Genomic DNA, 25,279 nt, shown 5'->3' on the forward strand with positions numbered 1-25,279 from the left:
GCGACGTGTATGATATGGTTCAGGAGTATATGACTGAGTATGCCGAGGAGAAGGATTTGGAATTAATTTTATCCTACACCAGAGGTGGAGCAATCTGGTACTCCAAAAAGGCCCTGGATGTAACAGATGATGTCATCGCGGGTATCAATAAAAAGTATGGAGAGAAAAAGTCTGCAGAAAAATAATACGGTTTAAGTACCATTTAGATGAAAAGCCCTGTTGACACAGGGCTTTTTTCGTGTTGGATTAATTGGTACTTTTGCAGCTCAACAGAAAATTACCTTTCATGAAAATCACGGAATTCCTAAAGCATAATTACCGACATTTTAATGCAGCTGCTTTGATCGATGCTGCAGAAGGCTACAAAGCACATTTGGACAATAATGGAAAAATGATGATAACATTGGCAGGTGCCATGTCCACTGCTGAACTTGGCATTTCCCTGGCAGAGATGATAAGACAGGACAAAGTTCAGATCATTTCCTGTACTGGTGCCAACCTTGAAGAAGATGTTTTTAATCTGGTAGCACATGATTATTATGAAAGAATTCCAAATTATAGAGACCTTTCACCAGAAGAGGAACAAGATTTGCTAGATCGTCATATGAATAGGGTTACTGATACCTGTATTCCTGAAATGGAGGCCATGAGAAGGATTGAAGATGTGATCCTGGATGAGTGGGTAAAGGCAGATCAAGCAGGTGAAAGTTATTTTCCGCATGAGTTCTTTTACAAAATCTTACTATCCGGAAAACTGGATGATTCATTCCAAATTGACCCAAAAAACTCCTGGCTATTGGAAGCTGCCAAAAAGAACCTTCCGATTATTGTACCGGGTTGGGAAGATTCTACTTTGGGTAACATGTATGCCGGGCATGTGATTTCGGGAGATGTAAAAAATGTACATACTGTAAAGAGTGGTATTCAGTACATGATGTTCTTGGCTGAATGGTACACCCAGAATGCAAAAGAGGATAGTACGGTAGGTTTCTTCCAAATTGGCGGAGGTATTGCAGGAGATTTCCCTATTTGCGTGGTACCGATGTTGCATCAGGACCTTCAAAGGGATAATGTGCCATTGTGGGGTTATTTTTGTCAGATTTCTGACTCGACCACCTCATATGGTTCATATTCCGGAGCAGTTCCAAATGAAAAGATAACTTGGGGAAAATTAGGACTTGACACCCCCAAATTTATCATTGAATCTGATGCGACAATTGTAGCACCACTTGTGTTTGCTATCGTTATGGATCAATAAAATGATTACAAAAAAAACCATTTTGAAAGCAAGCAGCCTATCACTGCTTGCTTTTTCAATTTTAATTCAAGTTTCGGCTCAAGAACTTAGACCGTTTACAGCTGTCAATTCTCCCTACAATGAGCATCACGCTGTTTTGGCTCCATTTGGAGGGCTGTTTTTTTCAGTGGGCTACCATCCTGAGAATGCCGGTGGACAAACTGATCCCGGAGATATTTGGATGAGTGAACCTTCAGGCACTTCTAATTGGAGCAAACCTCAGAGGGTAAAGGAGCTGTCAACCTCAGGGAATGATATTGTGGTTGGCTTTACCGACCCTGTTTCCATCTTGGTTTACCATGACGGACAACAAATGCCTAAAGGAATTCATGCCTATAGCAGACTTAATAACAGCTGGACCTACCTCAGGCCTTTATCGATAGAAAATTTCAACAATGAATCCAATCTTTTTAGTGGCAGGCTGTCAGCTGATAAGCAGACACTCATCATGTCCATTCAGACAAAAGATGGTTTTGGCAATGAAGATATTTTTGTGAGTTTTAAGACAGCTGAAAATTCCTGGACTGCTCCGCTGAATTTAGGCCCTACCATCAATAGTTATGCCCAGGAGCAAACACCATACCTTTCAGAAGACCAACGGACACTTTACTTCTCATCCAATGCCAATGCAGGAGGTCGTGGAAAAAATATATTTTATTCCCATAGGGTGGATAATTCCTGGCAAAACTGGACCCAACCAAAAGAATTGCTTACTGCAAACTCTATTGGATCTGAATCAGGCTATGCCAATATTTTTACCGATGAAAATTTGGCCATATTTACCACAACTTCTAATTCAGAAGGTATGGGTGACTTTGTACTCATAGCGTTTGAAAAACAATCCTGGGAAGATAATGAAGAAGCGCAGCAATTGGCCCGTACCATTACAGCTTCTGCTTCAACCGAGTTGGAAAACGAGGGGCAAAACTTGAAGGTTCCGGAAACCGAAATAATGACATCAGATTCAACTACACAAAGCCAGGTAAAAAATAAAATGCAAATCTCAGATCGGATTCAGGATGACAAAAAAAATAATGCTGCAATAACATCAACAACACCACTTGTTTTAACAGTGGAAGATAAAAGCAGTGAAAGAGATGCATCAACACTAGTCCAAAAACAAGAAGAAAAAGTGACTAAAGTGCCATTGAAAGAAGTTCAAATTTTGGATGCCAAAACTTCGGAACCCTTATCCTACAGATTGACCTTATCTGATGACAGTGCCTTCATAAAAGAGGTGGAAAATCAGGAAGAAATGAGACAGGCTTTTAATGCCTGGGATTGGAAACACATTATGGTGCTGGCTAAAGGATACATGCCTTTAGGCTTTAATATAGAAGAATGGCAGCAGATAGAAGAGGGAAAACTAAAAATGGAAACAGCGGTAAGCGGTGCCAGTCTGGTATTAAAAAACATTCAATTTGATCGGGGAACATCTGAATTTGCCGACACCAAGACACTTCAAGAGCTGGATCGTTTGGTGCTTTTTATGAAAGAAAATCAGGACATCAAAATCCGACTGGAAGGCCATACCGATAATATCGGAGATCCAGCCCTTAATAAGGAACTGTCCATCAGGAGAGCATCTAAAATCAGAACCTATTTGGCTTTGAAAGGTATTGACTATGAAAGGATCCGGACTACAGGTTGGGGCGGAACAAGACCTTTGGCGGACAACAGCTCAGAAGAAGGCCGAGAAATCAACAGAAGGGTTGAATTATACATAGAAAGATAAATACCCTTGGATTATAAGAAATCTTTCCATTGAGGATATTTTTTAAAGTCAATTGATTTATTAACATTCCCTTTATATTAGGTTAAAAATTACTTAACAATCATGTTGTTATGAATGGCAAAATGTTATATTTGCATAACAGAAAATATTTATGGAAACCTTCTTTTCATTGGTGTTGATGACCGTGTTTTACGGGCTGTTGATCTTAGCTGTATTTCCTGAAAAATACCTAAGAAAAATCAGTCATTTCAACCACCACAAAAATGCTCCTGAATATCTAAAGTTTTCCCTCGCCACGCCAATATTTTTCTCCTTTTTGATAGGTTACACCATAGCCGCTACCATGTTATATTTCTTTGTAGGATTTTAGATTTCATGCAAACTATCCTATAATTGGGGATGGATGCAATAGAAAAGGAATTTTTAACCTACCTCAGTGATTTCATTACCCCTCACAAGACAGCCCTGATAGAGGAAATACTGAATAAAAGAACCCGATATTTCACCGTCGTGCTGGAAAATATTTATAAACCCCATAATGCTTCTGCCGTACTAAGGACAGCTGATTGCTTTGGGCTTCAGGATATTCATGTGATTGAAAAGGAAAATTCCTACAAAATCAATCCGTATGTGACCAGAGGGGCTTCCCAATGGGTGGATTTGTACAAATACAGCAATGAATCAGGAAATGCTGTTCATGATTGTTTTACTACTCTTCGGAAAGGAGGTTATCGCATCATGGCCACAAGTCCCAAAGCTGGAAGTATTCCCATCCATGAATTGGAACCTGATCAAAAGCTAGCTTTGGTTTTTGGCAATGAGCACGAAGGGGTCAGTCAGGAAATTCTGGAGCAGGCAGATGGCTTGGTACATATTCCCATGTATGGATTTACAGAAAGTTTTAACATTTCAGTGGCAGCATCGATCTTTTTATTTGACCTCTTAAATAAAGTAAAAGCAAGGGAAATACCTGATTTCTATTTGACAGAAAAGGAAAAAGAAACCTTACGCTCCACATGGTACAGGGGATTGGTCAAACAGGTTAAGATTCATGAAAAAGAATTTTACAAAAAAAGAAACGAAAAATTAAACCCTTAAAGGTGAATAAAAAAAGCCCTCCATGAAGGGAAGGGCTTTCAAAATAGTTTATCATTACTAAACCTATTACCTTTTCACGATAGGCAATGAGATACTGCTCGGATATCTGCTGGAATGATGAATTGAGTTAGTAGCGACTACACCCTCTGTTTCATCATAATTATTACCACCGGTGTTCATATTTCTATCAAATCTCGGGAAATTGGAAGAAGAAACCTCGATCCTGATTCTATGTCCTTTCTCAAAGTAATTGGAAGTTGACATAGGGGTCATATTCACCTCATACACCTTACCTTCTTCCATAAATACCTCTTTTTCGTATCCTTCTCTATACCTTACCCTCTGAATGGTTTCATCTAAGTTATAGGCCCTACCATCAGGGTAAACATCAATCAGTTTTATGGTCAAGTCAGTATCCTTTACATCGGAAGACAGGAACAGCTTGGCCTCAATAAATCCACTCACTTCTACACCTTCAGCCAAGGGTTCGCTGGTATAAACCAGGATATCTTCTCTCAACTCCATTTCCTGCTGATCAAAAGAGCCACCTTGAACAGCATTTCCAGTACAGCAAACATTTCCACCATAAGAAGTTACAGGATCCATAGGATCATATTGAAAAGTGTCTGGATTGTCTCTGCCAGGTCTTTTCTTGGTCAGCACACCATCACCCAGTCTGGAATTTGCCTTGCCTTTACTGTCCAAAAAGAAGGTTTCCATTTTGGCTTCTTTAGGTGGCCAGGTATCTGAACTTTGCCATTTATTGATTCCCATGGTAAAATACTGAACCTTCGGCATGGACTCCAAAATACCGTTATCTTCTCCTTTGAGCCAATAGTCAAACCATTTATAAGTGATTTCAGTATCAGGAAGTCTGGCATCACCTACACTTCTTTCTCCCACAATGGTATTCTCTGTCGCTCTGAGGAAAGCACAGTGTAGGGTAGGCCCTATGATAAGGAACTGGGAATCTTTGGTTTTCTGTTCTTTGGCATTGGCGATGATGTGGTTATACATGGCCAGGTTAGGACTGGAAGCAACATCATACCATGATACAAACCAAAAAGCAGGTTTTTCAAAATCCATATCATCATGAAATAAGCCTCCTTCATACCATTTGGGGTCATTAGGTTTCCGGGTAATCATTTCTTCATAGATTCCCATCGGACCGTTCACATTTTTGATGATGTCCTGAACAGGAAGATGGCTAAGCCCTTCTGACCAATCTACTCTTGGGTAGCGAGGTGCCATATCATAAAACCTTTGCAGTCTTAATAAGTCCTTTTGTTCGATCCCTACAGGCAACTTTGGGGCCAAAGGATCATGTTGTGTACCGTACAACCACGCTGTGAATAACATCTGACCGGCCCCACCGCGGTACCAGTTACCCTGCTCATAATAATCACCGATTCTTCCTACTCCGGCACCAAAACCTTGAGGTACCAGAGCTGTATGGGCTGGGTGATTTAGGGAAGCTACTGCCATTTGCCATTCGGCAGTTGAAGAGCAACCAATTGTTCCTATTTTTCCGTTACTCCAAGGCTGTTTGGACATCCATTCAAATGCATCATACCCATCTGTTAGGGGTACGCCAAGGATATCCCATTCTCCTTCAGAAAAAAACCTCCCTCTTTCATTTTGTACCACATAGGCATAACCTTTTTTTACCGCATCCAAGGCGGACTGTAAGGTTCGGGTAACCAGCTCTCCATCACGGTAGGAATTGAAGTTGTAAGGGGTTCGGGAGAAAATAATGGGTACAGGCTGATCCGTCTTGGGCCTGTAAATATCGGTTGCCAACCTGACACCATCTCTCATCGGCATCATGACCTTCTGGTCAACAATGGCAACTTCTTCCAATGGTTCCAAAACCGTCTTTTCCTGAGCCATAAGGACTCCGGAAAATAACAGCAGAAACAGAATTAAAGGTAAATTTAATTTTTTCATAGTGTGCGTTTATAATCTTACCCTTTAATATAAAATTAAAAAAAATAAATCATAGACGCATTTATGCGAATGGAGTCAATATTAACTTTTTGCGGTGTTTAAACCATTTAAAAATCTATTGCAGTTAGGGGAATGGATTAATTGGATCTAAAATTAAAAGTATTCTTGAGCTTATCTCCAAAAGGCTCTCTGGCGGCACGTTTCTTAGCCCTCTTCTTTTTTCTCCATTTCCTATCCTGCTCCTTACTTTTGACAAGCACCGTACGGGCAGATATGCCTACTTGACCTCTGAAAAATTCCTCCCTTCCTGCCAAATTTACATTTGGTTTATAATCCAATGAAATAACGGTATTGGCCACTGTTAACTCCAAGCCAGCGATAAGATCCATCCCCATCGTAGCATTGCCATAGGTATGAACGATTTCTTTGGTTTCCCTTTGCTTCACAAAACTTTCTTCTCTTCCAAAAGAAAAACCGGCACCGTAATAATAATTGAATCTTTTTGAAATAATAGGCCGGTGATTCGCCATTAAAATGTGGGCTGTGGTGTTTTTATTAAAATCGCTTTGGATAATTCCTTCCACGGTCAATTGCTGCATGATGCGCTGCTTTGCCGTAACACCTACCATTCTACTTACATCATTATTGCCAAACCTAAGGCCTACTGAAGTGGCATAACGCTGCGCCACAGTCACTTCTGCAACAGCACTAACAAAAATGAGCGTAAGCCCAAGAATTTTGAAAAAAAGAAAGGATCTCATGAAAATCTTATTAATTGCTAAATTTACCAATGAACCTGACCAATGTTCAATTATTATACCAATTTTCACCAATCTTCAGAATCTTCTTCATGATCCAAAGATTTTTTTTGGGCATTAAAAATTTGAAGGAGAGCTAAACCTCCTTCCATGACATACCACTCATTTTTTTCTAAAAAATTTTTGACCAAAAAAAGGTTTTCCAAGGTAGGTGAGCCTACATGTTTGGGAATCTTAAAAATTCTGGGGTCTTTTTTATCCAGATTTAAAACCGGATTTTCATTAAAAAAGTAAGGCAATAAAGTAGTAGAAATACTTAAGCCAATGTGATCTACAGGATAGTCCTTGAGGTGCGTATTTACTCTAATTCCAATATCCTGAAAAAACTCCATGGTTTCTCCCAGGCGTACCCTGGAGCCAGCCCTACTTTTGCCCTTTGTTTTCAAATATTTGACCTGACTCTTTCCTTGTTTTTTTCTGACCATATATGCCCTGAATACTTTATGGTGCAGTAGTTCTCCATTCTGGACCAAACCCACCGCTGCCAAACCTGAACGGATCAAAATGATAAGATAGTTGCTGAATTCTTCCAAAATAAGAACTTCTTTTTGCACATCCATATGGAGCTGTACAGATGTTCTCAGGGAAAATAGTTTCTCTCCGTTAGCATTTAAAAAAATGATCTTTTTCTTTTTTGTGGAAAATTGAATTTCCAAATTATTGTTTTTCAGAAAGCTGAAAAATGAAAGTGTCCACTTATCATCAAATATCAGAGGATCCATCAATCTCTTGCATTAAATAATTAAATTTAGTCTTACTTTTGTTCAAATATAGAAACTTCAAGCAAAACATGGGTCAAGAAATAGATCACCTATTGGAAAAAATGTGTGATAAAAATGAAGCAGAAGCTTACCTTTTTGCCGATAAACTGGCTAAAATTAATTCCGAAGAGGTAGTGCTTAAGCTGATCGGGATTCTTAAAGGAGATGACATTGAAAATGCTTATTTGGCGGCACGGGCATTGGGTCAGATGGAAAGCAAACACAATGCTTTGAACACCTTATTAGAAGTAATTCATGATAAAAAGAACCAGCATAACAATGGCGGGTTGGTAGAGATGTTGGGAAATTTTGATCTATCCTACAAATTCGTTGACCTTTTTAGAATTTATTTATTTGGAAATTTCAAATCGTCTATTTTGGCGAAAAATTACCTGGATACTGTTGAATTTGAAATCAGTCCAAGAGTGTTGAAAAAAGTGGAAAAGCACTGGAATCACTATTGCCACAATGTCAGCCAGGAAGCTGCAGATTATCAGGTAAAATATTCTGAAGCTCAAGAGATTATACAAGAGTTAAAACAAATATTAGCCGAATAAAGAGTAACTTTGTTATCAATTTTTATGTTCAAAATAAAATGGAAATAAAAAACGTCATCTTAATGCAGGAGGGTTTTCTAGCTGACTTTGGCTTTAAGTTGGATAATCGCTCATTATACTACGTAAAAGAAACTGTTGAAGGAAAGCAAATGGTTTTTTTTCATTATTCGCAGCATGATGATAGCGCCTATTTAGAATATCATTTAGGAATTAGATTAGAAAAGGTTGAAAATATAGTACATCGATTTTTACCTTCTTTAGGAGATTACAAAGAAAGAAGTATATCACTCGTGGAAACCATGGACCGCATTGATCCGGAAATGCCGCGAAGGTTTTTGATAGAGAATGATTTTGAAGTGAAAAAAGTGATTCAACAGGTTGAGCATTTTTTGATAAAAAAAGGTTTCAGATTCCTGGATAAATACACTTCAGGTAAGGAACTTGAAAAGTATTTCAATGCTGATGTAGGCATCCCAATTGTCACCCAAAATTTCACTTACAGGTCTGCTAGAGGGATTACAATGGCTAAACTTTTTAATCCCAAGAACTACGAAAAAACCAAAAAGCTTTACCTCAACATGTTGAATGAAAAGCAGGTAACCCCATTTACTTTGGCCTCTTTTATCAATTTATTGGATTACCTGGAAAATCTTTAAAATTAGGAATCACTGTTTTTTGGGAACCCCTCTTACCGCTGCTGCATCCAATGGATTATCAGGCCAATAATGCTTGGGGTACCTTCTCTTAAGATCTTTTCGAATTTCAAAATAAGTTTTCTCCCAAAAGCTCCTCAGGTCGGAAGTAACCTGTACAGGCTTAAATCCAGGTGAAAGCAAATGCAAAAGAAGGGGAGTTTTTCCATCATTGATCCTTGGTGTTTGCAACATCCCAAAAAGTTCCTGTAGCCTCACGGCTAAAACAGGCGCTTCCCCATCAGAAGCATAGCTGATTTTAATCTGACTGCCGCTGGGAACCATTATTTTTTCAGGTGCCAAATGGTCCAGCGCTTTTTGTTGCTGGTAGTCTAGGTGATGTAACAGTATTGACTTAAGTTCAAGCTTTTTCAAGTCTTCATTTTTCTTGACTTGCTGAAGATAGGGTCCAAGCCAAGTTTCATTGCGTTGAAGTAGTTGGTTTTTGCTGTAGTCTGGCCAATCTTGATCCACATTCCATTTTCTTAGACTGAGTACCCTATTGCATAATTGCATGGTATCCGGACTGAAATCCAAGAGCTTTTCACCATGCACCCGGATGGCATTTACAATTGCCTCCATTTTTTCTGCATCGCTCATATCCGTCAAAGATTCTGCACGCAAGACAATTCCTCCAATGGACAGCGTTTTTTGAGCCAATAGCCCCCCTTTTTTCAAATCCCAGTTTATGATTCTTTTTTCTTTTAGAAAAGGGCGAAGATCTTTGGGATTTAAAGGGGAGGCCATAAAAATTTTCCCAACATCATCACGTTCATCAATATGGGATACGGCTAGCCAAGATTCCTGTGCCAGATCATCCCTATGAGAAAACATGGCCAATCTTCCATTGGCCAATTGGAATTGTGCATTGTTACCAGGTCTGGCAAAGGCAATCCTTTCAGGATAAGCAGAAGCGATCAATGACCCTGTTTCGTAGGGATCAACAAATCCATTTTCTGCTTCTACCTTAAAAAGTTTTCGGTATTGTTTGGCCACTTTCTCTACCTTATTGATTCCTTTTATAGATAAAGATTCATTCCTGGCTCTTCTTAATGCCTCTATCCTCAAATTGATATCTACCCCTGCATCGGGTTTCAATGGATCACGTTCTTCCAACAATGCAGCAATATCCCCTGCAAGACTTACTTTTCCACTGGCTTGGGCAGTCAGGAGCATATGGGCTATTCTTGGATGAGCAGGAATCCTATGGATGGCCTTGCCATGTTCGGTTATTTGGCCATTTTTAATAGCACCCATTTCTTCCAATAAATCATAAGCTTGTTGTATAGCACCATAGGGCGGGGGGGTCAACCAAGATAAGGTCTTCCAGTCCTTAACACCCCAATTCACCAAGTCCAGCGTCAAGGGAGCTAAATCCGACTCCATAATCTCAGGCGTCCTAAAAGCCTCTAAATTGGCATCAGTTGCTTTAGACCACATCCTATAACAAATCCCGGGACCTAATCGGCCTGCACGTCCTGCCCTTTGATCGGCTGCATCTCGGGTAATTCTGACTGTTTCAAGACGGTTCATGCCAGATCGTGGATTGAATCTGGAAATTCTACTGTAACCTGCATCTATCACTACAGTAACTCCTTCAATGGTCAAACTCGTTTCCGCAATAGATGTAGAAAGCACAACCTTCCTTAACCCCTTTTTATTGGGCAAAATTGCCTGGATCTGGGTCATGGGGCTCAATTGTCCATAAAGGGGATGAATAGAAAAAGACTTGAGTTGTCGTTTAAGTAAAGCTTCTGTTTTTTTTATTTCTCCTTGACCGGGAAGAAAAACCAATATATCGCCTTTGTGTTGCTGCGCCACTTCAAGCACCTTTTTTGAAACAAACTCCGGCATCATCCAAGGATCATAATCTCCTTCATAAAAAATTTCGACAGGAAAGGTTCTTCCTTCAGATTTAAGGGTTTTGGCAGACAACAAAGTGGCTAATTGGGGCATGTCCAAAGTGGCAGACATAATCAGAATCCTTAAATCAGGCCTAAGGACCAGCTGGATCTCCCTGCATAATGCCAAAGCCAGATCTGCATGGATATTTCTTTCGTGAAACTCATCAAAAATAACTAAACCTATGTCTTCCAGTGCATTGTCATGCTGCATCATCCTGGTCAAAATTCCTTCGGTAAGCACTTCAAGACGAGTATTTGGAGAAACTTTATTTTCAAATCGAATCCTAAACCCGACTTTTTCACCAACATGTTCACCCAAAAGATCTGCCATCCTATAAGCAATGGACTTAGCAGCAAGCCTTCTGGGTTCCAGCATCAAAATTTTCTTTCCTTTCAAAAATTCTTCTTCCAACAATGTCAGTGGTAGTAAAGTACTTTTACCTGCCCCGGGAGGGGCATGAAGAATTAAGGTGTTATTGGAGGCCAGTTGCTTTTTGAACTCAGGTATTAACTGAACAACAGGAAGATCTATTGAGGAATAATTAAATGACAATTGCAAATGAAATTTAGGGCAAAGATAAAAAATACCACCACTTGAAAGGCTTCAAGGGTGGTATAAATCATGGGTTGAGCAATGTTATGATTTACTATATTTTTACCCAAGTCTGTTTTTTATGGCTTTCTATGATTCTTTCACAGATCAAAAGCTCTCTGTAGCCATCCTCAAAGGTAGGGAAACTTGGGTTTTCCGGTTGTTTTCCCTCTCTTACTGCCGCATAAACCTCTTTGAACATCTGCTTTGAAGTATCTGGAAACCCTTCATTGTGGCCTCCCGGAAAACTGATCAGTCCAGCTGCATCTTTATGAAACAGTGAAGGGTCTTTCATCAAGTGTTGATTGGCAGTTTCTCTTTTTCCAATCCAAATTTCATTTGGCCTTTCGGAACACCATTCAAAATTTGCTTTAGAACCTGCTATTTCAATATTTAATCTATTTTTTCTACCGGCATTTACCTGGGAAACTGTAACAGATCCTTTATTGCCGTTATCAAAACGTAACATCACCGTTGCATGGTCCTCTGTATTGATGGGGACTTCTTCATAATCAGATGGCTGTAACATTTTTCCTGAATAGGTTTCAATGGCTTTCAAAGGCTTGAGACGGGTTTTATGTACAGTCGAAAAATCTGCCATCACTTCAGTCACTTTTAAGCCCGTAACATATTCTGTCAAGTCCAATAAATGAGATCCTATATCCGCTATAGCACGTGAATCGCCGGATTTATCAGGTTCAAGCCTCCAATTGTAATCAGTCTGCAAAAATAACCAATCCTGAAGGTATGAGCCCATAATACTATATATCTCACCTAATTCTCCATTCTCCCGCATGTTTTTCATCTGTCGGACCATGGGATAATACCTTAAATTGAAGTGTACGGCATTTACCAGGCCTTTTTCTTTGGCTAATGCAACTAATTCTTCCGCCTCTTCAATTTTGGTTGCCAGAGGTTTTTCACAGACAACATGCTTTCCGGCCAATAAAGCCGCTTTGGATTGAGAAAAATGTAAAAAGTTAGGTGTACAAACGTGCACTACATCAATAGAGGCATCTTCTAGCATTTCTTCAAAAGTGTAGGCGTTAGGGATGCCCAATAATTCCGCCTTTTCTTTAGCCAATTCAAGATTTACTTCGCAAAGGGCTGTAACCTCAATACTCGGAAGTCTTCTAAGTGCTTCCAAGTGTGCCGGCCCTATAAAGCCTGTGCCCACAATAGCAGCATTGATTTTTTTTGTCATAGGTCTTTTGGTTTGAAATTTACTTTTCTAATGAATAAAGATAGGAGCAAGATTTTGATTTTAAAAATTGGATAATAGCAGCTTATTTAAAATGTACTTCCCAATCCAAAAGCAGAAAAGCCTGAACTCAAAAGAGACAGGCTTTTACAGAGAACACAAAAAATCAAACGTCAGTCAGAAAAAATTTAAATTACTTGTATTCGGTCTATTTAAATTACTATGTGAAAAATTGCTAAAAATATACAGGAGACTCCTAAGACTTTAAAAATCATTCCTGTGTAAATACTCAGATAATGGGTGATTGCATTGGCATTACTTTCAAATAAAACGGTACCATCCTCACGTTTGTGAAAGAATTCATACATATTGGTTTCCACATGGAATTGGGTCGAAATCAATAAACAGATCAAAGCAAATAAGAAATGGCTTACAATAAGCTGAACTTTTGATAATTGACTTGAAATAAAAAATTTTGGCAAAATAGAAAACTCTATTTCCTGAAATTGGGCATTATCCAAACTTTCATTTTCCATGAAAATTCCTGTCTCATTGGTAGAAAAGGCCATATAATCATCGTGAACAATGATATACTCCACAGCTTCATCAGCCAAATTTTGCTTTTCTTTGTAAAAAGTAACATTTATTAGCATCATAAAGGCCACTATTCCGCCAAGAAGTCCTATAGAAAAGACTAATTTAATTGCATTTCTTAGCATGTCCACCTGTAATTTTAGAGTTCGTTTTGGGCTTCCCGCACAATCGAAATAATACATAAAAAAACATTTTTCAAAATTTTTGTTACAAACAGACGTACAAAACAAAATATTCTTCATAAACCTGTTTTTTATGTATATGAAATCGATTAAATACTAACAACATAGGTATTCATTTTCGCATTTTATGTGATTCAGACTCGGGATGATTCAAAATAAAATGAATGAAAGTCTAAGATTAGTAGCAGGTTAAATTTAAATACCATAAACCATGCCAATGTTGTTCCATTCAAGGATACACCAAGCAGTTCATCAAAATCCATAAAAAATCAGCAGCAGGAATTTAGAAAACCTTCTAATTTTAATTAAATTGGTAATCTTAAAAAAAGAATAAAGATCATGGCCAATTACAATCTTAAAATCAACGGACAAAATTATCAGGTTGATGTTGAGGATGATACGCCTTTATTGTGGGTATTAAGAGATCATCTTGGATTAGTGGGTACGAAATTTTCCTGTGGGATCGCCCAATGTGGAGCCTGCATGGTGCATATTAATGGAGAATCTACTTACTCCTGTACTTTACCAGTATCCAGTGTTGGATCCGATGAGGTTACAACCATTGAAGGTTTATCGAAAAATGGAGATCATCCTGTTCAAAAAGCCTGGGACGAAATTGATGTTGCTCAATGTGGCTATTGTCAGGCAGGACAGATAATGCAAGCTGCCGCATTTTTGAGAAAAAACCCAAACCCTTCTATGGAGGAAATAGAAAATGCGATGAACAGAAACCTTTGCAGGTGTGGAACTTATCATAAAATCAGAGAAGCAGTTGCCTTGGCCGCTAAAACGAAATAATTATGGAAAAGCTATTGAAAACAAACAGAAGGGACTTTCTTAAAGTCGCTGCAACAGCAACCGGAGGCTTGTTCATTGGTTTTTATTGGTCAGGCTGTGATTCTCCAAAGATGAAGGTATTGACTGATGAGGAGGTGCTTTCACAGGCCTTGGACTTCAATGCCTACCTGTCCATATCTCCCAGTGGTGACATTGTCATTTATTCTCCAAATCCGGAGTTGGGGCAAAATATCATTACGTCTTTCCCTATGATCGTGGCGGAAGAATTGGATGCAGACTGGTCGAAAGTCAGGGTATTTCAAGCCCCATTGGACAATGATAAATTTTACCGTCAACTGACGGGGGGATCTGGTGCCATGCCGCATTCCTGGGAAAGGTTACGGAAAGCAGGTGCGACTGCCAAACACTTATTGTTGACAGCCGCAGCAGAAAAATTAGGCGTAGGGATAGATGAGTTGGAAGGAAAAGAAGGCATCATCTATCACAATGGGAAAAAACAGTTTGGATATGGAGAAGTTGCGGGTGAAGCGGCTAAACTGACTGCACCCGATGATGTACAACTGAAAGACCCTGAAAATTTTAAAATCATTGGTACTCCTGTAAAGAATGTCAAAAATAAGGACATGTTTACAGGTATGCCCCTTTATGGTTTGGATGTCTACAGGGAAGGCATGGTAAATGCTATGATTCAGCGTCCTCCCTTTGGGATGAAAATCAAATCTGTGGATGACTCTGCGGCCAGGTCTGTTTCGGGAGTTACAGATGTAATCGTATTTAAAAATAATGTGGCCGTGGTAGGAAATTCCACATGGCCTTTGATTAAAGCCAAGCGGCAGCTGAGGATTGAATATGAACCTGATGGGTCAGTTGAAAGCAGTTTTGACCATGATAGGATCATGAAGGAAATGCTGGACAGTAAGACTGCACAGGTGATGCGTAAAGATGGAGATGTGGACACTGCTTTCAAAAATGCAGCTCAGGTCATCACCAGCGAATATCAGTGTCCTTTTCTTTCCCATTCTCCGATGGAGCCTCAAAACTTCTTTGCGCATGTTAAAGGAGATAAAGTAGAATTGATTGGTCCTACTCAGACCCCAGACAGGGCAAGAATGGAAACAGCCCAGTTACTGGGCATTCCAAAAGAAAACATTACTGTAGAACTCACCCGCTTGGGAGGTGGTTTTGGTAGAAGGTTGAGGGCTGACTTCGTTGTAGAAGCGGCGGAGCTTTCCAAAATCCTGGATAAACCGGTTAAAGTTAGCTGGACCAGAGAAGATGATATGACAGGAGGGGCCTACAGACCTGCTGTGAGATACAGGTTCCAAGCGGCATTGGATGAAAATGGCAATATGACTGCCTACAAACTAAGGGGTGCCGGTATCAATGCCGGTAATTCCACCAGGGAGAACAATTTCCCTTCCGGTTCTGTAGACAATTTGCTAATTGAAAATGTTGAGCACAGGTCTCCAATTACCACCAATGCCTGGAGGGCACCAATAACCAATTTCCTGGCTTATGCAGAACAATCTTTTCTGGATGAGGTCGCATTAGCAGCAAAGAAAGATCCGGTGGAATTTAGATTAGCCTTGCTGGACAGGGCCAAAAAGAATCCCGTTGGGGAAATCCATTACGATATTGACCGTATGAGAGGAGTCATAGAGATGGCAGCAGAAAAGTCCAATTGGGGTAAAAATAAAGATGTATTACAAGGATTCAGCGTATATTTCTCCCATAGGTCTTATGTGGCACAAGTGGCAGATATCGTCATGGATGGGGGACAAGCTGTCTTGAAAAAAATAACTGCAGCTACAGATTGTGGCGTCGTGGTGCATCCTACAGGTGCCAATCATCAAGTGAGGGGTGGTATAGTAGATGGCATGGGGCATGCCATGTTTACCAATATGACTTTTGAAAACGGTCTTCCTAGACAAAGGAATTTTGATACCTATCGATTGATCAGGATGAAGGAAGTACCTGAAATTGATGTACATTATGTGGACAGTGGCTATGACCCTACCGGTCTGGGTGAACCAGCACTTCCTCCCACTGGGGGAGCGATCGCCAATGCGATTTTTGCGGCCACAGGTAGAAGGCTAAGAAGCCAGCCATTCATAGAGCAAAAAGAATTTTCAGATATCAAATTGGAAATAAGAAGAACATAAGTTGCTTAAACCCTATTTCCCTAAAACCCCTGACTTACCAGTCAGGGGTTTGATTTTTTTAACCCAGATTATATTTCATCCATCCCTCTCTCCGGCCAATAGGGCCCAATTACAGTTAATAGATGATCTTCTTCAAGAATGCTGAAGCTAAGCAGCATTTGATCTTTTTCCTCTTCATGGATGTTAAGACAAGCATTAAAATAAATCAAATCGAACTGCACCCTAACTGTACCCGAGGACTCTGATTCAAATACAGGTTCCTCTGGGATGCTCACATTTTCTGTCACTGCACCTTCTTTACGGAAATAATAGGAAAGAAAAATACCTAAGTCTTTTGTACTATCCTCAAAGAATTTTTTCAAGCAGACTTTAGAAATAGGATGGGGGATGGATTCAGGCAGATGAAAGCTCCAGGAATGTTGCATATTTAAATTTATCCAAATTGAATGTTGACTCCAACCGAATGAATCACCAAAACTAAAAAAAGCCTCTAAAGGTCATTTAAAGGCTTTTTATAAAGGCATTGATGAAGATCCAGGATTTGCTTTTTTGAATATTAAATCAATTTCTCAGCTTCAGTCCTTAAAATATCATTTCCATCAGCTTTTCCAGCTTCAATAAAATCAATAACAACCTGAGTCTTATCTTGGCCCTTTTCCAATAATACCCCCAAAGCCAGCATTACTGCGATTCTGGTACCGACTTTCTTGGCTGCTGTATTAAATAGGGGCTCCAATTCCTCATAAGTCACCTCTTGGGAGAATTCCTTAATGGATTTGATGGCTGTTTCCAATTTATCCCCGGACAGATTGGTTAGCTTTTTACCGATTTGTTGAATCTCGTTCAAAGCCTTTCTCTGTCCTTGTTGCTGATTCGTAGGTTTAGATTTTGTTTGGTTTTGAGTTGGAGTTTTTGTGCTTTGTTTTGCCCAAGTGTCTCTCAATCCTACAGTCTTATTGAAAACCAATTGTCCGTCTTTCGAATCAGGATCAAGTGTAAAATAGCCTAACCTTTGAAATTGGAATTTATCAGCCAGGGTTGCATGGGATAAGTATGGCTCCAAATAAGCTTCTTTGATGACATTCAAAGAATCGGGATTCACAAATTCCAAGAAACTCTTATCTTCATGGGCATCTGGTGCTTCATCCAAAAACAATCGATCATACTCTCTTACCTCTGCTTTGATGGCATGGGGAATGGAAACCCAATGAAGGGTTCCTTTAACCTTTCTCTCGCTGGCAGCTGTACCACTTCCGGAACGGGAATCCGGATCATACGTACAGTGGATTTCCTGTATTTTTCCGGCATCATCTTTCACCACCGACTCTCCTTTGATGATATAGGCACTTTTCAGCCGAACTTCATTGCCAAGTGAAAGCCTGAAGAAATTTTTGCCACCATCTTCCTTGAAGTCTTCCCTTTCAATGTACAACTCTCTGGAAAAAGGAACTTCGTGGGTGCCAGAATTAGGCTCTTCGGGATTGTTTTCCAAATGAAGGGTTTCCGATTGACCTTCAGGATAGTTGGTAATCACCAATTTGACAGGATTAAGCACCGCCATCACCCGGGTAGCAGTTTTATTCAAGTCCTCACGGATGCAGAACTCCAACAGGGAAACATCTGTAACATTGTCTCTTTTGGCAATACCTGCCAAATCACTGAATTTACGGATGGAAGTAGGAGTGTAACCTCTTCGTCTTAATCCGGAAATGGTAGGCATCCGGGGATCGTCCCAACTAGCCACTATATTTTTTTGTACCAATTCTAAAAGCTTTCGCTTACTCATCACGGTATAGCTGAGGTTTCGACGGGCAAACTCCCGCTGCTTAGGTCTGAGTAATTTAGGATCCCAGATTTGATCCAAATACCAATCGTAAAGTTCCCGGTGGGCTTTAAATTCAAGTGTACAAAGTGAATGCGATACCTGCTCTATGTAATCGGACTCTCCATGGGCCCAGTCATACATGGGGTATACACACCAATCACCTCCGGTTCGGTGATGATGGGCATGGATGACCCTGTATAAAATGGGGTCCCTCATATGCATATTGGGAGAGGACATGTCTACCTTGGCACGAAGGACATAACTCCCTGCAGGAAATTCTCCATTTTTCATCCTTTCAAATAAATCCAAACTCTCACCAATAGGTCGATTTCTAAAAGGACTATCTGTTCCAGGAGAAGTTGGAGTACCTTTTTGTGAGGCTATTTCTTCGGATGACTGCTGATCCACATAGGCTTTCCCTACTTTGATAAGGTCTACTGCCCAATCATAGAGTTGCTGAAAGTAATCTGAGGCATAACACTCATTAGCCCACTTAAAGCCAAGCCATGCAATATCATTTTTGATGGCATCCACATATTCCTGTTCTTCCTTCGCTGGATTGGTATCATCAAACCTGAGATTGACCGGTGCGTTGTATTTTTCACCTAATCCAAAATTCAGGCAAATGGAGGCAGCATGTCCGATATGAAGGTATCCATTAGGCTCAGGAGGAAACCTGAAACGTAGCTTTTCTTTAGGAAAGCCGTTGGCAAGGTCCTCTTCAATAATATGTTCAATGAAATTGATTGATTCTTGTAATTCTTTCATGGCAGTGATTTGGATGGCAAAAATAATTCAATAGTACCGGAGGTTTAAGAAATAAATCCGTTTTTTTTTCATCTCAACCTTTTTACCCGAAATCTAAGACTTTTTTAAAAGTAAAAGAAGTTAGCTGACTTCAGAAGAAGGGCAAAGAGATATTCTTAAAAATTTACTCAGTCAGGTTAAATTTGAAAAACTCCACTTTTCACAATGAATCTTGGGGGAGGTGAAAAAAATGTGGAAATTAGTAATATGAATTATCCTATTTATTTGGACTATAACGCTACAACGCCCTGTGACCCGAAAGTAGTGGAAGGCATGCTTCCATTTTTCAGCAAGCACTTTGGAAATGCCGCAAGTAAAAGCCATCCCTATGGATGGCTTGCCGAGGAGGCTGTTGAAACATCAAGGGAACAGGTTGCAAATTTGATTGGTGCTAAACCAAAAGAAATCATTTTTACTTCCGGTGCCACCGAATCACTAAATCTGGCCATTCAGGGAATTTTTGAATTGTTCTCAAATGAAAGTCAGCACTATATTACCTGCAAGACGGAGCATAAGGCTGTCCTGGACAATTTCCATAAAATCCAAGCCCAAGGAGCAGAAGTCAGCTTTTTGGATGTCAACAATAAAGGTGAAATCAATCTAAAAGACCTACAAGAAAATATTAAACCCCATACAAAAATGATTTGCCTGATGTGGGCCAATAACGAAACCGGCATTATCCACCCCGTGGAACAAATTGCCAAAATCGCTGAGGAACATCAGATAATCTTTTTAACCGATGCTGTTCAAGCAGTAGGTAAAATACCTGTAAATACACAAAATATCCACTTGATGGCCTTTTCGGCCCATAAATTTTACGGACCAAAAGGGGTAGGGGCACTCTACATCAGGCACAATCATTCCCTTCCTAAGCCCCTGCCCATTATTGTGGGAGGAGGACATGAAAAAGGATTCAGAAGCGGGACTTTGAATGTTCCTGGTATTGTAGGTATGGGAAAAGCTGCTGAAATTCGGCAAATGTCAATGATCAATGAGGGCGAAAAGTTGGGCAAGTTGCGGAACCTTTTGGAAGATAACCTGCTTTCCATCCCTGATACCACACTCAATGGAAGCAATGAAAACCGTTTAACGCACGTCACTAATATAGCATTCGGTGGGGTGGAAGGGGATGCCCTTTTGAGGGCTGTCAATCAAAAAATAGCGGTAAGTTCAGGCTCAGCCTGTAGCAGCATTTTGCCTAAGCCCTCCCATGTTTTGGCAGCAATGGGACTTAGCAATGATCTTGGAAGGGCCTCTATTCGTTTTAGCCTTGGAAAATTCACACAGGAAGAAGACATAATGACTTGTATTGAACATGTTAATGCTGTTCTTGAAAAGCTTAGAAATTAAAAATTACGACTTCCTCAAGAGTTTTTCGTAATCCTGCTGGGTATCTACATCCACAATCCCTAAAGGAAAATCTATAGCCATTGTTTCCAAGGGATGGGAATAAATAACTTTCTTAGCACCCTCCGCATCTGATAGGGCCAAAAGTTCAGGGAAATATTCTTTCCCAAAAATAGCAGGAACACCCAAGGTGTTTTGATAAGCACAAGCAACTATTCCTTTCCCATTATTAACCCATTTGGTCATCATTTTATCCAAAAGGGTTGCATCCACAAAAGGCTGATCCACCAACATGAGTAAAACAGCATCCAAGGACCTTTTTGTAATCAACAATTTCAAACCTAACCGCAGGCTAGCAGACATTCCCTTTTCCCAGTCAGGATTACTTATGACCCAGGTATGTTTAAGGTCCAGTTGCTTTCTGATGACCTCTTCATTGCCTCCCAAAACCACGACGCAATCTATGGCTTTTGATTCCCTTCCTGCATTAATGGCATTTTCGAGTAAAGTTTTTCCCTCATAGGCCAATAGTTGTTTGGGTTGGCCCAAACGTAAAGAACCTCCTGCAGCAAGGATTATTATACCAATGGGAAATTTATCCATGGACATTTTCTTCGTGTATGGGCCCTTCTTTGCTCCTTAGGTTTGACCCCGGTTTCTTAGCCAGCACCATTTTGATTTCACTTAAGATAGAAAGGGCGATTTCTTCTGAACCCTCAGCGCCTATGTCCAAACCCACAGGGCCGAAAATATTCCTATCATCTACCTGTATCCCTTCTTGTTGAAGTCTTTCCAATAGTTTAAAGGTTTTCTTTTTAGGTCCAAGAATACCTACATAGGGAAGTTCCCAAGCTTGGATCCGTTTAAGTACCTGAACTTCATATTCGAAGTTGTGGGTCATCAGCAAGGCCACTGTATTTAGATCCCATGCCACTTGATCAATGGTTTCCTCGGGCGTTCCAGTCAAAATTTTGAAGGCTGAAGGAAATCTACCTTCGGTAGCATATGATTTTCTTCCGTCTATCAACCAAAGTTCCCAGCCCAATAGCTCAGCCATTTTGGCGAGTGGCTGTGTATCATTCCCAGCGCCAAACAACAAAACCCTAGTAGCACTTTTAATAAGTTCGTAAAAGACCACGAGTTCATCCTGTTCCGTGTAAGTTTTTATCAGGTTATTTCCCTCCACTTCAATTTGACCAGCTATCCTTTTTACTTCTTCTAACAATATAGAGGGAATAGGGGATTCATCACCTGACCATTTAGCTGACTTTAACAGCAATTTAGTCCCAATTTGTTGTTCTTTTGACCTTTTAAGGGAAAAGAAAGTGAGCAAAACCGCCCTATCTCTATTTAAAAGCGCCTTTTTCAATAATTCAAGGGGATTGTCTGGATTAGATGCGTCAATGGGTTCAATGAGTACTTGGATGATACCGTTACATCCCAAGCCTATACCGAATTTCTGATCGTCTTCGTCTGTGGTATCGTAGGTTACCAACATTGATTTTTGTTGAAAAATTACCGATTGGGCTTTTCTAAGTGCATCTCCTTCGAGACAGCCACCAGAAATAGCTCCTGTCAGCATACCGTCTTCAGTCACCAACATTCTTGCACCAGGACGGCGATAAGCAGAACCATCCACTTTAACTACAGTTGCTAAGGCTGCCTTTTGATCATTTTCCTGACAGATTTTATAAGCTTGAATGATTTGCTGGAATTCTTTCATGTCCTCGAATTAAATCCCCAAACTACATAATTTTTTAGGCAGAAGAAAACAGATTTGATAGAAGGTAAAAGTAGAAATTCAATCTGGAAAGGATTTGCTAGCATTATTTGTAAATCTGGCAATCATTTTCGAAATTAATAGGAAATACAGGGAAAAAAAGAGAATTTTGTAACATATGGCAAGATCAAGAGAAACATTTAGTAAAAAAGAAAAGGAAAAACAAAGAGCTAAAAAGAAACAGGAGAAGAAGGAAAAAAGAGAAGCCAGAAATTCTGATACAGACAAGTCAACAGATTTTGAAGACATGATTGCATATGTGGATGAATTTGGGAATATCACTTCTACACCACCTGATCCGAGCAAAAAGAAGAAGGAAATTGATCCTGATACCATTGATATAGGTATCCCTAAAGCCGTTGAAGCTGAAGATTCAGATGCAGGCAGGAAGGGCAAAGTGACATTTTTCAATGATTCCAAAGGTTATGGTTTCATAAAAGATGAACAAACACAGGAAAGTATATTTGTACACATGAGTGGCTGTATTGATGAAATCAGAGAAAATGATAAAGTAACCTTTTTGACGGAGAAAACTCCTAAAGGCATTAGCGCCATAGAAGTTAAACTTGTTCAGTAAAAAGTAATTCTAATTCCAAAGCCTGGAAAAAATCATTGAATTTTTCCAGGCTTGTTTATTTCTTACAGGATAGCTTCCCCGAAAAGCATGAAAATACCTTCATTGGCAGATATTAAAAAAGAGTTGCAATATCTTGATGAAAAAGAGCTGACAGAAGTCATCATAAACCTCAGTAAATTTAACCGGGACAATAAAGCCTATCTCTATTTTAAACTTTTTGAGAGAGAGAATCCACGCATCTTTATTGACATGGTAAAGGAAGATCTCGATCTGGCATTCATGGATGCCAATACCAAGCATTATCATTTGGCCAAAAAATCCGCGCAGGCCATTCGTAGGAAATTGAATAAACACCTGAAACTGAGTAAAGACAAAGAAGCTCATGCGGAGCTCATCTTGTATTTTTGTGAAAAGATGAAGCTTTATGGCTACCTCAATTTCCGTCATCCCGTCATTGAGAACCTTTACAAAATCCAACTAGGCAAAGTAGAAAAAATTATTTCAGGTCTTCATGAAGATTTACAGTATGATTTTCGTTTACAACTAGAAAGTCTAAACGGGTAGTTAATTTGAGAATTCTTTTCTTTTGGTTGTGTATTTTAATCTTGGGACCTCCCTTGTTGGCCCAAGATTTACAGATCCATCTGCGGTATGATGGGGATCCCATGAAAGGACTTGGCTACCAGATCAAAGAAGTACTGGACCTTCGGGTGTCTAAGCAACAAATTGGGCAGGTGCATGCCCTTGGCAACGTCAAAAGAAACATCGCCTTTAAAGCACAGCTCGACCAAACGGTTAAAAACTTTTTTCACTCAGCCATACAACAAATTGAAGGCAGCTCCCAATCCATTCAGGTAAGAATTTATGAAGTAAAAGTAAGTGAAAAAAAAGCTTCAAATAATAATGTATATGAAGGTGATTTTCAGCTGGTAATAGGATTTTATAAAATGGGGATAGGAGAACCTGTCCATTTGGTGGACTATAATGGTTCTGCCCAGTACAAACGGTCCATCAACAGGCTGGATATGATAGAAAACGTAGTCAATAGGGTTTTCAAAAACAGCGTCAGTTATTTTGATACCTGGATGAAACTCCAGGTAATGGAAAATAGACATTTGGCCAGAACTGTACGTTTGGAAATCATTGACCAAGTGAAGCCCAGTCACCGCGACACGGTGTATTATGACGTAAACAGACCACTTCAATGGAGCGATTTTAGAGATAAACCCCAGAGAAGCAGCAGGTTCAATGCCAGCATTTTCACCAGTTTTTCCATGCAGGGCAAATCGATGATTGAAGCTGGGGAAATTGTACAACGGATAGAAATTGATGTATACATGTTGCCAGAACAATCATGGGTAAAAAATCCCAGTGATTATGCGCTCAACCATGAGCAGAGACATTTTGATGTGGTCAGGGTGGTAGCAAACCGGCTAATAACCAAACTAAAAAACCTTGACCTGGACCCGGATTGGTATGAAGCGACCATCAATGATGCTTTTTTTGATGCTTACAGAGAAATGAACCGCCTTCAGGAGATTTATGACAAGCAGACCCGGCATGGCATGGATATTCAGGCACAGGAAGAATGGAATGGCCTGCTGGATGAGGCTTTAAAAGGTAATTGGGCAGGGATAGATCGGGTCCTTAGCCAATGATTTTTAATAAAAAAAGGCCGATACTGTTTTTTTGTATCAGCCCTTTTTGTGGGTTCTCGAATTTAGTACTTCAAATCTTCATCTTTATCCCATAATCCCCAATAGGCACCCACATCACCTTCGGCACCCACTTTCCAAGCCTCATCAAAAGAAGAAAAATAATGGATATCGATGGATTCCTCCTTGGACCATTTCTGGATATTGATAAAATATTTGATAAAGTTTTCGTCAGAAGGAACGGCGCCGTAAAGTGCAGTTCCTTGGCTTGGCCAACCTGTCTCTGTAATGATAACCTTCTTGCCATTACCGGAACGTACTGCTCTGGCATACATGTCTTTGATGTACAATAAGGAATAATCCAACGCACAACCTTCCCAATAAGGATAGCAATTGGCAAGGATCACATCACAGGCGTCGGTAATGCGTGGTTTACGTTCAAATTCATAATAAGCATCCACATAACCTACAGGGATATCAGGCAACTCACTTTTCACCTGATGGATAAATTCAAGGAGTTGATCTTCACTCAGATCCTTTCTATACATTACCTCATTGCCCACAGCGGCAATATCTACGTAGCCATCCTTTGCCAATTGGATCAGGTTTTTGACTTCTTTTTGGTTGATCTCATCATCCTTTCCCAACCAAGCGCCAACAAGGGTTTTGATGCCATATTCTTTGGCAATTTTTGGAATCAGTTCATTACCATCTGTACAGGAAAAGGACCGGACCCACTGGGTATAGGGGCGAATGATATTTAAACGTCTGCGAATTTGTTCTTCAGAAAGCTGATCTCCTGGTTGCTGCCCATCTTCATAAGGGCTAAAACAAAGGCCAGGCATGCCTTCTTTTAGCGTAGACCTAAATAATTCCGATAATTCTTTGTTAGAAAAGCCTTGCAAATCTTTTCCAGCAAGGGCCAAAATTTTGTCAGGGTTAAACGACAT

The 25,279-nt window shown here is 39.9% G+C and carries 23 protein-coding genes and 1 pseudogene; 13 read left to right on the forward strand and 11 right to left on the reverse strand.

The window, feature by feature from the left end:
• The 5 genes and pseudogenes from B879_RS01920 to B879_RS01940 all read left to right on the forward strand — a co-directional run.
• Positions 1–185, forward strand: a pseudogene (locus tag B879_RS01920) (OmpH family outer membrane protein); the annotation flags it as partial.
• A gap of 101 nt (positions 186–286) precedes the next feature.
• Positions 287–1,258 carry a deoxyhypusine synthase family protein gene (locus tag B879_RS01925; protein WP_009183443.1) on the forward strand — a complete coding sequence of 324 codons (972 nt, stop codon included), beginning with the start codon at positions 287–289 and terminating at the stop codon, positions 1,256–1,258.
• Between the two features lies 1 nt (position 1,259).
• Complete coding sequence (locus tag B879_RS01930; protein WP_009183444.1) at positions 1,260–3,032, forward strand: OmpA family protein; 1,773 nt, start codon at positions 1,260–1,262, stop codon at positions 3,030–3,032.
• 151 nt (positions 3,033–3,183) lie between these two features.
• Positions 3,184–3,402 (forward strand): hypothetical protein, encoded by a 219-nt coding sequence (locus B879_RS01935; protein ID WP_009183445.1) that lies wholly within the window; start codon positions 3,184–3,186, stop codon positions 3,400–3,402.
• Positions 3,403–3,431: 29 nt separating this feature from the next.
• The gene (locus B879_RS01940) at positions 3,432–4,130 is read left to right on the forward strand and encodes a TrmH family RNA methyltransferase (RefSeq protein WP_009183446.1); all 699 of its coding nucleotides are present in this window, start codon (positions 3,432–3,434) and stop codon (positions 4,128–4,130) included.
• A 66-nt stretch (positions 4,131–4,196) separates the two neighbouring features.
• Here the strand turns inward: B879_RS01940 and B879_RS01945 are convergent, their stop codons facing one another.
• From B879_RS01945 to B879_RS01955, 3 genes are all read right to left on the reverse strand, one after another.
• Positions 4,197–6,077 carry a CocE/NonD family hydrolase gene (locus B879_RS01945; RefSeq protein ID WP_009183447.1) on the reverse strand — a complete coding sequence of 627 codons (1,881 nt, stop codon included), beginning with the start codon at positions 6,075–6,077 and terminating at the stop codon, positions 4,197–4,199.
• A gap of 137 nt (positions 6,078–6,214) precedes the next feature.
• The gene (locus B879_RS01950; RefSeq protein ID WP_009183448.1) at positions 6,215–6,838 is read right to left on the reverse strand and encodes a hypothetical protein; all 624 of its coding nucleotides are present in this window, start codon (positions 6,836–6,838) and stop codon (positions 6,215–6,217) included.
• 65 nt (positions 6,839–6,903) lie between these two features.
• Positions 6,904–7,617 carry a VLRF1 family release factor gene (locus B879_RS01955; protein ID WP_009183449.1) on the reverse strand — a complete coding sequence of 238 codons (714 nt, stop codon included), beginning with the start codon at positions 7,615–7,617 and terminating at the stop codon, positions 6,904–6,906.
• A gap of 68 nt (positions 7,618–7,685) precedes the next feature.
• On the opposite strand from B879_RS01955, the gene B879_RS01960 reads away from it, so the two are divergent.
• Complete coding sequence (locus tag B879_RS01960) at positions 7,686–8,213, forward strand: HEAT repeat domain-containing protein (RefSeq protein WP_009183450.1); 528 nt, start codon at positions 7,686–7,688, stop codon at positions 8,211–8,213.
• 38 nt (positions 8,214–8,251) lie between these two features.
• Entirely contained in the window at positions 8,252–8,869 is a 618-nt protein-coding gene (locus B879_RS01965) for a hypothetical protein (RefSeq protein ID WP_040400118.1), read from the forward strand.
• 9 nt (positions 8,870–8,878) lie between these two features.
• Here B879_RS01965 and hrpB read toward each other — a convergent pair whose 3' ends face one another.
• The 3 genes from hrpB to B879_RS01980 all read right to left on the reverse strand — a co-directional run bounded on the left by hrpB (position 8,879) and on the right by B879_RS01980 (position 13,438).
• The gene (gene hrpB, locus B879_RS01970) at positions 8,879–11,362 is read right to left on the reverse strand and encodes an ATP-dependent helicase HrpB (protein ID WP_009183452.1); all 2,484 of its coding nucleotides are present in this window, start codon (positions 11,360–11,362) and stop codon (positions 8,879–8,881) included.
• Positions 11,363–11,456: 94 nt separating this feature from the next.
• Complete coding sequence (locus tag B879_RS01975; RefSeq protein WP_009183453.1) at positions 11,457–12,605, reverse strand: Gfo/Idh/MocA family protein; 1,149 nt, start codon at positions 12,603–12,605, stop codon at positions 11,457–11,459.
• A 209-nt stretch (positions 12,606–12,814) separates the two neighbouring features.
• Positions 12,815–13,438 carry a hypothetical protein gene (locus tag B879_RS01980; RefSeq protein ID WP_009183454.1) on the reverse strand — a complete coding sequence of 208 codons (624 nt, stop codon included), beginning with the start codon at positions 13,436–13,438 and terminating at the stop codon, positions 12,815–12,817.
• A 279-nt stretch (positions 13,439–13,717) separates the two neighbouring features.
• On the opposite strand from B879_RS01980, the gene B879_RS01985 reads away from it, so the two are divergent.
• Complete coding sequence (locus tag B879_RS01985; RefSeq protein WP_009183455.1) at positions 13,718–14,176, forward strand: (2Fe-2S)-binding protein; 459 nt, start codon at positions 13,718–13,720, stop codon at positions 14,174–14,176.
• 2 nt (positions 14,177–14,178) lie between these two features.
• The gene (locus B879_RS01990; RefSeq protein ID WP_009183456.1) at positions 14,179–16,338 is read left to right on the forward strand and encodes a xanthine dehydrogenase family protein molybdopterin-binding subunit; all 2,160 of its coding nucleotides are present in this window, start codon (positions 14,179–14,181) and stop codon (positions 16,336–16,338) included.
• Positions 16,339–16,406: 68 nt separating this feature from the next.
• Here the strand turns inward: B879_RS01990 and B879_RS01995 are convergent, their stop codons facing one another.
• Together B879_RS01995 and B879_RS02000 are read right to left on the reverse strand one after the other, a co-directional pair.
• Positions 16,407–16,763, reverse strand: coding sequence for a hypothetical protein (locus tag B879_RS01995; protein ID WP_009183457.1), 357 nt, complete (start codon positions 16,761–16,763; stop codon positions 16,407–16,409).
• Positions 16,764–16,894: 131 nt separating this feature from the next.
• Positions 16,895–18,931, reverse strand: coding sequence for a glutamine--tRNA ligase/YqeY domain fusion protein (locus B879_RS02000; RefSeq protein ID WP_009183458.1), 2,037 nt, complete (start codon positions 18,929–18,931; stop codon positions 16,895–16,897).
• 246 nt (positions 18,932–19,177) lie between these two features.
• Between B879_RS02000 and B879_RS02005 the strand changes: the two genes are divergently transcribed.
• Entirely contained in the window at positions 19,178–20,320 is a 1,143-nt protein-coding gene (locus B879_RS02005; RefSeq protein ID WP_040400126.1) for a cysteine desulfurase family protein, read from the forward strand.
• 3 nt (positions 20,321–20,323) lie between these two features.
• Here the strand turns inward: B879_RS02005 and B879_RS02010 are convergent, their stop codons facing one another.
• Positions 20,324–20,920, reverse strand: coding sequence for a nucleotidyltransferase family protein (locus B879_RS02010; RefSeq protein WP_009183460.1), 597 nt, complete (start codon positions 20,918–20,920; stop codon positions 20,324–20,326).
• Positions 20,913–22,040 carry an XdhC family protein gene (locus B879_RS02015; RefSeq protein ID WP_009183461.1) on the reverse strand — a complete coding sequence of 376 codons (1,128 nt, stop codon included), beginning with the start codon at positions 22,038–22,040 and terminating at the stop codon, positions 20,913–20,915. The genes B879_RS02010 and B879_RS02015 overlap by 8 nt, the downstream gene beginning before the upstream one ends.
• A gap of 175 nt (positions 22,041–22,215) precedes the next feature.
• Between B879_RS02015 and B879_RS02020 the strand changes: the two genes are divergently transcribed.
• The 3 genes from B879_RS02020 to B879_RS02030 all read left to right on the forward strand — a co-directional run bounded on the left by B879_RS02020 (position 22,216) and on the right by B879_RS02030 (position 24,332).
• Positions 22,216–22,674, forward strand: a complete 459-nt coding sequence (locus B879_RS02020; protein WP_009183462.1) for a cold-shock protein — start codon at positions 22,216–22,218, stop codon at positions 22,672–22,674.
• An 87-nt stretch (positions 22,675–22,761) separates the two neighbouring features.
• Positions 22,762–23,238 (forward strand): hypothetical protein, encoded by a 477-nt coding sequence (locus B879_RS02025; protein WP_009183463.1) that lies wholly within the window; start codon positions 22,762–22,764, stop codon positions 23,236–23,238.
• A 41-nt stretch (positions 23,239–23,279) separates the two neighbouring features.
• Positions 23,280–24,332 (forward strand): DUF922 domain-containing protein, encoded by a 1,053-nt coding sequence (locus B879_RS02030; protein WP_202949566.1) that lies wholly within the window; start codon positions 23,280–23,282, stop codon positions 24,330–24,332.
• 62 nt (positions 24,333–24,394) lie between these two features.
• Here B879_RS02030 and B879_RS02035 read toward each other — a convergent pair whose 3' ends face one another.
• Positions 24,395–25,279, reverse strand: a complete 885-nt coding sequence (locus tag B879_RS02035) for a glycosyl hydrolase family 17 protein (RefSeq protein ID WP_009183465.1) — start codon at positions 25,277–25,279, stop codon at positions 24,395–24,397.

Source organism: Cecembia lonarensis LW9 (assembly GCF_000298295.1).
GTDB lineage: Bacteria > Bacteroidota > Bacteroidia > Cytophagales > Cyclobacteriaceae > Cecembia > Cecembia lonarensis.